Source organism: Salinibacillus xinjiangensis (assembly GCF_009649735.1).
GTDB classification, from domain to species: Bacteria; Bacillota; Bacilli; order Bacillales; family Alkalibacillaceae; genus Salinibacillus; species Salinibacillus xinjiangensis.
Map to the genome: position 1 here is coordinate 318,479 of NZ_WJNH01000003.1, position 12,879 is coordinate 331,357.

10 protein-coding genes are annotated in these 12,879 nt (G+C 40.5%); 8 read left to right on the forward strand and 2 right to left on the reverse strand.

Annotated elements, in window-relative coordinates; all coding sequences use genetic code 11:
• Positions 1-50: 50 nt before the first annotated feature.
• From GH754_RS07245 to GH754_RS07275, 7 genes are all read left to right on the forward strand, one after another.
• Positions 51-1,208, forward strand: a complete 1,158-nt coding sequence (locus GH754_RS07245; RefSeq protein WP_407690657.1) for a lactate 2-monooxygenase — start codon at positions 51-53, stop codon at positions 1,206-1,208.
• 108 nt (positions 1,209-1,316) lie between these two features.
• On the forward strand, positions 1,317-1,853 hold the full coding sequence (locus GH754_RS07250) for a GNAT family N-acetyltransferase (RefSeq protein ID WP_194841305.1): 537 nt from the start codon (positions 1,317-1,319) through the stop codon (positions 1,851-1,853).
• Between the two features lie 168 nt (positions 1,854-2,021).
• The gene (locus GH754_RS07255) at positions 2,022-3,167 is read left to right on the forward strand and encodes an acyl-CoA dehydrogenase family protein (RefSeq protein ID WP_153728043.1); all 1,146 of its coding nucleotides are present in this window, start codon (positions 2,022-2,024) and stop codon (positions 3,165-3,167) included.
• A gap of 32 nt (positions 3,168-3,199) precedes the next feature.
• Positions 3,200-4,351, forward strand: coding sequence for a CaiB/BaiF CoA transferase family protein (locus tag GH754_RS07260; RefSeq protein WP_153728044.1), 1,152 nt, complete (start codon positions 3,200-3,202; stop codon positions 4,349-4,351).
• Positions 4,351-6,018, forward strand: coding sequence for a class I adenylate-forming enzyme family protein (locus GH754_RS07265; RefSeq protein ID WP_228550180.1), 1,668 nt, complete (start codon positions 4,351-4,353; stop codon positions 6,016-6,018). The genes GH754_RS07260 and GH754_RS07265 overlap by 1 nt, the downstream gene beginning before the upstream one ends.
• 24 nt (positions 6,019-6,042) lie before the next feature.
• Positions 6,043-7,656 carry a long-chain fatty acid--CoA ligase gene (locus GH754_RS07270; protein WP_153728045.1) on the forward strand — a complete coding sequence of 538 codons (1,614 nt, stop codon included), beginning with the start codon at positions 6,043-6,045 and terminating at the stop codon, positions 7,654-7,656.
• Between the two features lie 972 nt (positions 7,657-8,628).
• Positions 8,629-8,901, forward strand: coding sequence for a hypothetical protein (locus GH754_RS07275; RefSeq protein ID WP_153728046.1), 273 nt, complete (start codon positions 8,629-8,631; stop codon positions 8,899-8,901).
• A 508-nt stretch (positions 8,902-9,409) separates the two neighbouring features.
• On the opposite strand, the gene GH754_RS07280 is transcribed toward GH754_RS07275, so the two are convergent.
• Complete coding sequence (locus tag GH754_RS07280; RefSeq protein ID WP_153728047.1) at positions 9,410-10,177, reverse strand: 3-hydroxyacyl-CoA dehydrogenase; 768 nt, start codon at positions 10,175-10,177, stop codon at positions 9,410-9,412.
• 29 nt (positions 10,178-10,206) lie between these two features.
• The gene (locus GH754_RS07285) at positions 10,207-11,358 is read right to left on the reverse strand and encodes a thiolase family protein (protein ID WP_153728048.1); all 1,152 of its coding nucleotides are present in this window, start codon (positions 11,356-11,358) and stop codon (positions 10,207-10,209) included.
• A 218-nt stretch (positions 11,359-11,576) separates the two neighbouring features.
• Here GH754_RS07285 and ddlA point away from each other — a divergent pair, with 218 nt between their 5' ends.
• Positions 11,577-12,677 (forward strand): D-alanine--D-alanine ligase, encoded by a 1,101-nt coding sequence (gene ddlA / locus GH754_RS07290; RefSeq protein ID WP_153728049.1) that lies wholly within the window; start codon positions 11,577-11,579, stop codon positions 12,675-12,677.
• The last annotated feature ends 202 nt before the right edge of the window (positions 12,678-12,879 follow it).

Genomic DNA, 12,879 nt, shown 5'->3' on the forward strand with positions numbered 1-12,879 from the left:
GATAGATTAGTAAGTAATGTAAGCGTTTACTTAAAAGGAGTTGAGGAGAATTGAGTTATGGAAATCAGGTACAAGCAAAAGTATACCAACAGATGGAGGAAAATATCATCCCACCATCCTTTGAACAGCTAGAAGCGAAAGCCGAGGAATTCTTAGATGCAAAACCATATGATTATGTGGCTGCTTCAGCTGGCGCAGAAGTAACCGTTAGACAGAATAACCAGTCCTTCGATAAATGGCAAATCATCCCGAGAATGTTCCGTGATACTTCAGAACGAGACCTCAGTGTTGAACTATTTGGTAACAAACTTTCTTACCCTCTTTTGTGTGCACCTATTGGCGTTCAATCAATTGTCCATCCAGAAGGCGAGCTTGCGAGTGCAAGAGGAGCGGCCGCTATGGATGTTCCCTTCATTGCCAGTACAGCCTCTACATACAGTCTCGAAAAAACAGCCGAGGAAATGGGAGAAAAGGATAAATGGTTCCAGCTCTATTGGAGCAGTGACCTGGAAATTGCAGCTAGCATGGTCAAAAGGGCTGAAAAAGCTGGGTATAGCGCAATTGTCATTACCCTTGACACGCCGATGATGGGGTGGAGAGAAAAGGATATTGACCATGCTTATCTACCATTTTTACAAGCAGAAGGGATTGGAAATTATTTAAGTGACCCTGTATTTCTATCCCGATTAGACAAATCGCCACAAGAGGATATGAGGTCAGCCATCATGCTTTGGTCCCAAATCTTCGGAAATCCTTCTTTAACATGGGAGGACTTAGATTTCATCAAAGCCCAAACCTCTCTTCCTATCGTATTAAAAGGAATTTTACATCCTGATGATGCTAGACTTGCTGTCCAACATGGAGCAGACGGAGTCATCGTCAGTAACCATGGAGGTCGTCAGGTAGATGGTGCTATCCCGGCCATTGATGCTCTACCTGAGATTGTTGATGCCGTTGAGGATAACATCCCCGTACTAATGGATAGCGGAATTCGCCGAGGATCTGATATTGTGAAAGCTGTTGCATTAGGAGCTAAAGCAGTCTTAGTCGGCCGACCATATATGTACGGACTTGCCTTAGCTGGGGAAAAGGGCGTTCAACAAGTCCTCCGTAATTTAATTGCAGATTTTGATTTAACGATGGCTTTATCAGGTAAGAAGTCTGTTCGTGAATTAAATAGGGGGATGCTTAAGATACAAAATGGTTAGAGATGAATCAGCACTTCACGAATCTGGAGTGCTGATTTTTTACATTTGGATAATTATGGTAATGTGATAATATAATAGAAAGTTTGATAATCTATGGAGGAGACTTTGATGAACATTAACATTAGAGAAGCCAAATTTTTGGACGCAGAAGGAATTGCAAAAGTTAGTGTTAGTAGCTGGAAATCCACCTATGCGGGGATTATGGAGCAAGAGTTTTTGTCCTCATTGTCGTATCAATCGAGAAAGAACAAATGGCAGCAAAGTATTGAAAAAGGGGAAGACATCATCTACGTTGCTGAAGAGGATGAAAAGATTGTGGGATTTGTAAGTGGCGGTAAGGAGAGAACAGGTCAATACCCTATGAATGGCGAAATTTATGCCATTTATCTTCTAGAAGCCTACCAAGGACAAGGCATCGGCACAAAACTTCTGAGACCATTCCTACAACAGCTAACAGCAAGAAACGTAGATTCATTACTAGTTTGGGTCCTACAACAAAACCCTTTTAAACGTTTCTATCAAAAATTAGGCGCTTCTCTCATAGATCAGAAGGAAGTTCAGGTTGGAAATCGAATTCTAATAGAGGAAGCATATGGATGGGATCGTATGGAAACACTACAACAGCTTATTGAAAAAGAGTGTTGAATAAGGAAGAATTGACATACACTTTACCATCAGAATGTTTTGTGTTATCTTAAAATTGCGACAATAGTACTAGTTATCCTCAAAAAACTTCCTCATCCTGTTTATTCTTATGATGTTTTTTGTAAACGTTTCCATTAATGAATTTCTAAGTAAAAGGGAGAGAGAAACATGACAGCATCATATTTAAAAGAAGAGCACGAGTTATTTCGCCAATCGATTCAAAAATTCTTAGACAAGGAAGCCAAGCCTTATTATGAACAATGGGAGAAGGATCGGATTATCCCAAGAGAGTTATGGGAAAAGATGGGGGAAAACGGCTTTTTGTGCCCATGGCTTGATGAACAGTATGGTGGGTTAAATGCTGATTTTGGTTATTCCGTTATATTAAATGAGGAATTAGAACGAGTTGGGACAGGATTAGTTGGCATTGGTTTACATAATGATATTGTCGTTCCTTACTTTGATTCCTATGGGAGTGAGGAACAGAAAAAGCGCTGGTTGCCAAAATGTGTGACAGGAGAGTACATCACAGCTATTGCTATGACAGAGCCAGGAGCAGGGTCCGATTTAGCAGGGATTAAAACAACAGCTGTACGTGATGGAGATTCTTACATCTTAAACGGACAAAAAACGTTTATTACCAATGGTATTCATGCAGACTTAGTTGTGGTCGTTTGTAAAACAGACCCCCATGCAAAGCCTGCACATAAAGGAATAAGTCTCCTCGTTGTAGAGGAAGGCACACCTGGCTTTACTAAAGGTAGAAAACTAGATAAAGTCGGGCTCCATTCTCAGGATACAGCAGAGCTATTTTTTGAGGATGCTAAAGTACCGGCTGAGAATCTATTAGGTGAAGAAGGAAAGGGCTTTTATTACTTAATGGAAAAGCTTCAGCAGGAACGGTTGACTGTGGCCATTGGCGCACAGGTAGCTGCTGAGGAAATGCTTCAAATGACAATAGATTATGTAAAAGAACGAAAAGCTTTTGGACAACGGATTTCACAGTTTCAAAATACTCAATTTAAGCTAGCTGAGATGGCAACAGAAATTCAAATTGGTCGGACATTTGTAGATGATGTGATTACACGCCATATGGCAGGTGAAGAGATTGTGACTGAGGTATCCATGGCCAAATGGTGGGTAACAGACTTGGCGCGGAGAACGGCAACTACCTGCATGCAGCTCTATGGCGGGTATGGCTATATGGAGGAATATCCGATTGCAAGACGATTTCGTGATATACCAGTAGCTTCTATTTACGCAGGTTCAAATGAGATTATGAAAAATATTATCGCCAAAAATATGGGGCTATAAACGACTAGATTAATAGACTTAGGAGGAATCACATGCTGCATGGTATACGAGTACTAGATTTTACCCAATACCTACCAGGTCCATTCGCCACACTACGCTTGCTTGATCGCGGGGCAGAGGTAGTCAAGATTGAAGCCTTAACCGGAGACCCTGCCAGAGAGATGAAGATAAAAGATAGCCCTGCCCTTTTTTATGCCAATAATCGAAACAAAAAAAGCATCGCGTTGAATGTAAAGGATGAAGAAGGTCAAAAGCTGGCTCGCGAACTCGTTCAAAAGGCTGATGTAGTCATCGAAAGCTTTCGTCCAGGCGTAATGGATAAGCTCGGCCTAGGCTATGAGCAGCTGAAGAAGGTGAAAAGTGACATTGTCTATCTGTCATTAACTGGATTTGGTCAAGACAGTTCCATCGCACATCAGGGTAGCCATGACATCAATTACTTAGCAATAAGTGGCGTACTTGCGCAATTTAAAGATGATGGAGGAAAACCGATTCAACCTAGTATTACACTAGCCGATTTAATCGGGGGCATGACTGCTAGCGAAGCTATTATGAGTGCCTTGTTGAAGCGAGAGCGAACAGGTGAGGGAAGTTACATTGATTTAGCTATGACCGATAGTGTTTTTTCCATGATGACCAACCACGCGATGATTTCACATCTTTCTAATCACGGCCAAGGTGTACCAGTCCTAGATGGTTCCTCCGCAAACTATCATATTTACGAAACAAAAGATGGCCGTTATATGAGTTTGGGTGCCCTGGAATTCAAGTTTTGGAGAAACTTCTGCCTAGCCGTGGAACAGCCTGAATGGATGGAGGCATATCCAAATGGTTTGTGGCAGGGTCAACCTATATTTGAGCAAATGGAACAAATGTTTTTGACACGTACGCAAAGGGAGTGGACAGAGATTGGGGAGAAGCATGATTGCTGCTTATTTCCCATTCTTGAGATAGATGAAACCATCCAAAGCTCTTACATCCAGGAACGTCAGCTGATTCAAATGGATGAACAAGTACCATATGTCCAAACCAACTATCATGCTGAGACCGATTTCATACGGTCCAAAGCAACGACGGAGGTGGGGGAACATACGAGTGAACTGTTAAAAGATTTGCTAGGAAAGGAAGAAACAGAGATTCAAAAGTGGAAAGATAAAGGAATTATTAAAAATGAGAGAGGATGATGTCGATGATTCTTGCTGACAAAAAGCAAATTGAGGATTATACAGCCAAGGGCTATTGGGGAACCAAGACATTGATCGATTGGTTTAAAGAACATGTATCCAAACATCCAGAGCGTATGGCTGTTGTTGATCCACTCAATAGAAAATTCTTAACCGGGCACGCTTCTGAACGTCTGACGTTTCCAGAACTTGACAGAGCCGTGGATGCCACTGCGACAGCTTTGATACAAAAAGGCTTAGAAAAGGATGACACAGTAATTGTACAGCTGCCCAATACTTGGGAGCTCGCTATGTTGTACTTAGCTATAGCCAGGGCTGGAGGATTAATTTCACCGGTTCCGCTTCAATGGCGTCAAAAAGATGTCGAGTACGTGACTTCCTTAACAGAAGCGAAGTTTTGTATAACCGTTGAGGATTTTCATGGCTTTAAACATGCCGAAATGATGAGAGAGATTATGTTGAATACAACCATCCAGGAAGTCTTCACATTAGAACGTCTAAGAAAAATGACAGAGGGACCCGTCGATAACCAAGCATTATCTCAAGTTCAAATAGATGCCAATGATATTTTCACACTTTGTTGGACTTCTGGGACAGAATCGAATCCCAAAGGCTGTCCGTTAAGCCATAATAACTGGCAGTTTATCGTGAAATTTGAATTAGAGATTGCCGATATCCGTGAAGGGGACGTTTTATTAACTGCAGGCCCACTGATTAATATGGCATCTGTCGCAACCACCTACATCCCATGGATCATGACAGGAGGCACCTATGTCCTGCATCATCCCTTTGATCCTCAAGTATTTATTCAACAAATGATGCAAGAAAAAGTAAACTATACACTCCTCGTACCTGCTATCGCCAACATGATTGTGAAACACCCACAAGTTGATCAATTTGATTTAAGTCAAGTTCGGGCTATCACCCTTGGCTCAGCACCACCTTCCTTATTTTCTATTCAAGAATTTAAACGTCGCTGGAACATTGAAATCGGAAATATCTGGGGTCAGAACGAAGGAACAGGGATTGTCTCTGGACCTAAAGAAATTGCTGATTTGGAAAAACGAGTTGACCACCTGCCTCAATACGGCAAACCGGGAGTGAAGTGGGGAGTCAATGCAGACGGTATTGAAACCAAATTAGTATCTGTTGAAACTGGAGAAGAGGTAACTGAGGTCGGAGAAGTAGGCGAGCTTGCCTATAAGAGCCCAAGTGTTATTGCGGGTTATTTTAAACGAGATGATTTAAATGCTAAAGCTTTTGATGATGAAGGTTACTTTTACACAGGGGATTTATTCGTCATTAAAGAAGACCATATGATTGGCTTTTTCGATCGTAAAAAAGACATTGTCATTCGAGGGGGCTATAACATTAGTGCTCAAGAAGTGGAAAATAGTTTGTTAGGACATCCCAAAATTGCGGATGTTGCTGCCGTTGGGTTACCAGATGAGGTACTAGGCGAAAAGGTCTGCGTGTATGTCGTGCCACAAAAGGATCAAACTGTTACTTTAGAGGAATTAAACGATTTTCTAAAAGAAATGGGGATGGCCGTCTATAAATTGCCAGAACGATTAGAAGTGGTTAACCAAATTCCTCGTAATCCAGTCGGGAAAATTTTAAAAGCATCCCTGCGTGAAGATCTCAAACAGCGTATGGGTGTGAAATAAAACGAAAAAGTGGAGGGGATAAAGATGATGGAAGGTTCACTGACACTAGATAAAATGCTGGAGCGAGCAGAAAAACTGTTTCCTATAAAGCAAATTGTCTCTCGTACGTCTTCGGGCATTACGCGTTATGGGTACAAGGAAATGGGGGAACGTACACGCCGTATATCTAGTGTGTTGAAAAATTTAGGCGTGAAAAAGGGAGACAAAATCGGTACCTTAGCCTGGAACGACCATCGACATTTAGAAGCCTATTTTGGCATCCCAAGCATGGGGGCAGTCCTTCACACCATTAATATTCGTCTCTCACCACAGCACATTGCCTACATTATAAATCACGCGGAAGATAAGGTTTTACTTATCGATTCTGACTTTTTACCATTAGTCGAAGCCATTAAAGATGAGATACCATCCGTTCAATCTTTTATTCTATTAACAGATGACGAAGAACTGCCAGATTCAAAGCTAGAGCCTCTATATTCTTATGAAAGATTGTTAGATCAAGGGGACCCTACCTTTGAATATACTGAGGATATTGATGAAAATGATCCAGCTGGTATGTGCTATACCTCCGCAACTACTGGATTACCAAAGGGAGTAGTCTATTCTCATCGTGGCATTACTCTACACAGTATGGCCATTAGCTTAGCAGATGCGGCAGCTATTTCCGAGTCAGATGTATGTATGCCCGTTGTTCCGATGTTTCACGCCAATGCCTGGGGAATGCCATTTGCCTCCACCTGGCTAGGGTCAACACAGGTTCTACCAGGACCTAAGTTCACACCAGCTTTGCTTGCTGAACTGATTGATCAAGAAAATGTCACTATTACAGCAGGGGTGCCAACGATTTGGCTAGGACTCTTAAAGGAGCTCGAAACGGGTGAGAAGGAATATGATATGAGTTCTTTACGCGCGGTTCTATGCGGGGGCTCCGCAGCACCACTTGGCATGATTCGTAAGTTTGAAACGAAATACAACATTCCGTTCATTCACGCATACGGGATGACCGAAACAACTCCACTTGTAACACTATCACGATTGAAGAGCTATCAGGATGATTTAGCAGAGGATGATAAGTTAGCCATTCGTTCCAAGCAAGGGTATGTCGTGCCCGGGCTTGAGACCAAAGTAGTGAACGACACAGGAGAAGTTGAATGGAATGGAGAAGATATGGGGGAGCTGTTGGTTCGCGGCCCATGGATTGCAGACTCGTATTATAACGATGAGAGAACCAAGGATGCCTTTCAGGATGGCTGGTTAAAAACAGGGGATATTGTCACCATTGATTCAGAAGGTGTCATCAAAATTGCTGATCGAACAAAGGATTTAGTCAAAAGTGGTGGAGAATGGATCTCAACTATTGATTTAGAAAATGTGCTTATGGCCCATGATGCTGTATTTGAGGCTGCCGTAGTCGGGGTTCCTCACCCTGAATGGCAGGAACGCCCCGTTGCAGCCGTCGTCCTTCATCCAAATACAACAGCTACTAAACAAGAATTATTTGATTACTTAAAGCCACAATTTGCAAAGTGGTGGCTACCAGATGATATTATCTTTATGGAGGAAATCCCAAAGACATCTGTTGGAAAGTTTATGAAAGCAAAGTTACGAGAGCAGCTTCATGATCAGTTAGAGGTATAAAAAAGGATGCAATATATAAAACCAGGCTGATTTGGTAATTGGTTTCGTTACCAATCCCAAACATTAAAAATGTAATGTGAAAAAGACCATCAATTTGTATGTGAATTTGATGGTCTTTTCTATTGGTTTAATAGCATTTTTGGGTTATTGCCTATAAAAGTTGTAGTGTAATTTGCACCCCATTTTAGAATAATAGCAACAAGAAGTATGAAACAATGCATCTTTGTTATTACGAGGCGATAAAAAGTGAAATATTTGATAGTATTAGTATCTTTCATATTTATAATTTTTGCAGGTTGCTCAAAAGACCTTCAGGAGAACAATGACAATATAAGCGACCAAACTAAATCCATTACATCAAACCAATTTTTATATTTGTTTTCTAGAATAAAATTCTTTGAATTATCCATGTGTATTTTGAACATTGAATAATCATCAATGATAAAACTTAATGCACCCATAGCATGTGTTGTATGAATGTATCCAGGGAACCTACCATTAGAAAGCTTGGATTTATTAATCCAATTTATTCCCTTTAAAACATTATCATGCTTTGCATACCCTATGGAAGCAAGAGAAGTCAAGTTATTTGCAGTTTCCCATATATCTACATGTAAATTCCAATCTGGTGGAGAGTCCTGTAATTGTTTTGGATCTTCTCCCCATCTTCTATGTTAAGGGATCAATGAAAAGGCGTTAGAATTTACCGTAACAGTGAAGTTTAGCTTACGAAGCCTGACCGCGGGGGTGGTGTAAATCATGATGCTTGAATTGAATGAATATGTTGAGTATGGAAACAAACCTATAAGAAAAAGGTTAAGCTGACAAACTTCTGAATGTACTGGTATAGAACTGCAATACATAGAGGTGTTTATATCACTACATGTGACCATAACTAATTTTTTTGATTTATTACATATATGAGGTATTATGATATTATAAGATAAAGGATATCGGTGGTGTTTAATTAGTATGGGAAAAATCCAATCTTCAGAAGAGCTTATGAAATATATTGAGAAAATGAATAGTGATAACTCTGTATTCCAGTTTTCGATTCCTGGCAAGGGAAAATTTACACTTGTTTTACAAGAGGAAGAGGATGCAAAATCTATAAAGTTTGATGCTGATGAAAATCCTGAACTTAAACGAATGTTAAAAGAAAGTCAGGAGCAGTATAAAAATGGACATGGTATGTCTACTTCAGAATTATTAAATTCACTGTCTAAAAAGGACTTTATGGTATGACCGGAAAGTTATTTGGACCCCTGCTGTTAAGGAAAAACTTACTCTGTTTAGGAGTGAAAGGTTTACATCTGAAGAGACTCTTGATTTTATCTCTCAGTTTATCATCGAAACTGAAGATCTATTAAAGAATCGTATTATTGGAAAAACATACACTGAAGAAGTCGGAAAATATAGGTAGTTATTAAAAGGTTTAGAGTGTATTATAAATTGATTGAGAATGATGTTGTTATTTTAGCTATCCTTTTTCCAGGTGAAAACTAAATAAATCTTATACGTGAGATTTTATGACCATTACAATTAGTTATGGTCTTTTCTTATGAAAATTTATTGTCAACTATTTGTAAAGAGCAATTAGACCGTTTTGAAGCAATACAATTAACCAAACGATGAGCTTTAGTTTAATAAGGATTTGAAAATAAAGAGAAGAAAAATCTCAGTTCAATGAACTGAGATTTTTTATTTTTAATTCTACGTGTTGCGATAGACAATGCTTTCCGTATCTATAAAATTATTTCGGCTGCATTCGAATCGCTCCATCTAGGCGAATCACTTCACCATTTAGCATCGGATTTTCGACAATACTTTGAGCCAATTTCGCGTATTCAGATGGATCCCCTAAACGCGAAGGGAATGGAGTCATTTTCCCTAATGCATCACGGGCTTTTTCAGGTAATGTTCCAAATAGAGGGGTATCAAATAACCCTGGTGCAATGGTCATAACCCGAATCCCATACTGGGCAAGGTCACGAGCGATAGGTAAGGTCATGCCGATAATTCCTCCTTTGGAAGCACTGTACGCAGCTTGACCCATTTGACCTTCAAAGGCGGCAACAGAAGCCGTGTTAATGAATACACCTCGTTCACCAGTTTCAATTGGCTCATTTGTTTTCATTTTTTCAGCAGCCAACCGAATGACATTAAAGGTTCCAACTAAATTAACCTGTATGACTTTTTGAAAAGACCCGAAATCGTGCGGCCCATTCTTACTAACGGTTTTTTGAGCAGCACCAATACCAGCACAATTTACCACAATGTTAAGTTTGCCAAATTGATTATAAGCCGTTTGAACAGCCTGTTGAACACTGTCCTCATCCGTCACATCTGTATTAACAAACGAGACCTGATCACCTAACTCCTCTGCTAGTATTTGACCTCTGTCTGTTTGTAAATCGGCAATGACAACACTCGCTCCAGCTGCAACGAGTTGCCGTGCAGTTGCTTCCCCTAAGCCAGATGCGCCACCTGTAACAAGTCCTACTGATTCTTGAATATTCATTTAATATACCTCCATTAAAAAATAGATTCCTAGTCTAATCGTTCAATAATTGTTGCGTTTGCCATTCCATGTCCTTCACACATCGTTTGTAATCCATAGCGGCCACCAGTACGTTCTAGCTCATGGATAAGAGTAGTCATGAGTTTCGCGCCACTAGCTCCTAATGGGTGTCCTAAAGCAATTGCTCCACCATTCGGATTTAACTTTTCTGGATCTCCACCAATTCCATCAAGCCATGCTAAAGGAACAGGGGCAAAGGCTTCATTTACCTCATATAAATCGATGTCATCTATGGATAAGCCGGCTTTATCCAGTACCTTTTTCGTTGCTGGAATTGGACCTGTTAGCATTAAGGTTGGATCTGAACCAACTACAGTTCGAGCAACGACTCGAAAGCGTGGCTTCAGACCGAGCTGTTCTGCTTTTTCCCTTGACATTAAAAGGATAGCAGCAGATCCATCACTAATTTGACTCGCATTTCCTGCATGTATCACGCCATCCTCTTTAAATACAGGCTTTAATCCACCTAAGGTCTCAACCGTAGTGTCTGCTCGAGGCCCTTCATCAGCTACAATCGTTTCCTTATTACCATCAGGCAAGGTGACTTCAACTGGGAAAAGCTCTTGCTTAAATCGACCTTCTTCTTGGGCACGAATGGCTCGTTGATGACTTTCATATGAGAATTCATCCAATTGCCTTCTGGAATAGCCCCATTTCTCGGCAATACGCTCAGCTGATAGTCCTTGATTAATCATTTCATACTTTTCTGTAAGGGCTGGACTAAAGGATATACCCTTCATGTTTGAAAACATCGGAACTCTTGACATATTTTCAATCCCAGCTACAATCACCACATCCATATCACCACTTAAAATCGCTTGGGAAGCAAAGTGAACCGCCTGCTGACTGGAACCACACTGACGGTCAATGGTTGTTCCAGGCACTTCAATTGGAAAACCAGCAATTAGAGCAGCTACACGGCCAATATCAGCTGCTTGTTCTCCAACTTGGGATACACAGCCCATAATCACATCCTCTACCTCGCTTGAAGAAATACCCGCCCGCCTCACCAGCTCCTTCAGTGTTAGAGCGGCAAGGTCATCTGCCCGCATATGACTCAGCATGCCATTGCGACGGCCAACTGGTGTCCGAACGGCTTCTACGATTACGACTTCTCTCATTCTATTTCCCCCTTTAAATTTTGGATGAAGATTTTCTAAAACGGATAAGAAAACCCTTAGATTACATATATTATAACAAAGTTGTGAATAATCTGAAAAATAAATAGGTAAATGGAATGAAAAATACCGTTCAACTTGAATGAACAAAAATTTAATTTGTAATTTATCAGCGGAATTGAGAAAATAAAGTGTAGACGTTATAAGCGGAGGGACGTAACATGTCAAAGAAAATAAAAGTTGGTTTAATTTTTGGTGGAAAGTCTGCCGAACACGAGGTTTCACTCCAGTCGGCCAAAAATATTGTAGAAGCGATTAATAAAGAAAAATATGAGGTTACGTTAATAGGGATTGATAAACAAGGGAAATGGCATTTGAATGAGCAATCAAACTATCTTCTTCATGAAGAGGATCCCAAGCTCATTTCCCTAAATAAAAGTAATAAACACGTCGGACTTGTTCCAGGTGAAGAACATCATCAAATCATTAACTTAGATGGTGAATTGGATTTAGATCAGTTAGACGTCATTTTCCCGATTTTACACGGAACATTAGGGGAAGACGGTAGTATTCAAGGGATGCTACGCTTGGCGAACTTACCTTATGTGGGGACCAATGTACTAGGGTCAGCTGTTTGCATGGATAAGGATATCGCCAAACGACTCCTACGTGATGTGGGAATCCATGTGGCGAAATCCATAACCGTCCGTAAGCATGACCAGCAAAATATCTCCTTTGAAAAGGTAAAAAGCACTTTAGGATTGCCTGTGTTTATTAAGCCTGCCAACCAAGGCTCGTCAGTAGGTGTGAGTCGAGTAAACACGGAAGAAGAATTTAAAAAAGGTCTACAGGAAGCCTTTCAGTTTGACCACAAGCTGTTAATTGAAGAGAATATCGTCGGCCGCGAAATTGAATGCTCCGTTCTCGGAAATGAGTATCCTAAAGCATCATTGCCAGGAGAAATTCTCCCACAAGGAGACCACTTTTACTCCTATGAAACGAAATACATTGACGAAAGTGGCGCAAAGCTAGAAATTCCAGCTAATTTAAGTGATAAGGAGGTTGAATTGATTCAATCAACCTCTGTTCAAGCCTTTAAGGCCCTCGAGTGTGAAGGTTTGTCACGAGTGGATTTCTTCCTAAAAGAAGATGGAACATTGGTCTTAAATGAAATCAACACTCTTCCTGGTTTTACGAAAATTAGTATGTATCCGAAGCTTTGGGAAGTAACTGGCATTAGCTATCCAGATCTCATCGACCAGCTGATTGAACTTGCGATCGATAGACATAAACGTGATGCAAATTTAAAGAGTTCAATTTAAATATTCACTTTAGCGCTTGGATGAGAATAGAAATTCATCCAAGCGTTTTTGTTTGGCTTATAATGAAGCACATTCCTCGTTTAAAAAGCGGTGCGATTGTCCCTGAGAGCTAGCATGAACAACCGTTTCTGCTCAAGAATTGAAGTGATTGTCCTTGAGATCCATTATGAAGGACAAAAGACGCCAAAAAATGATGGAAATG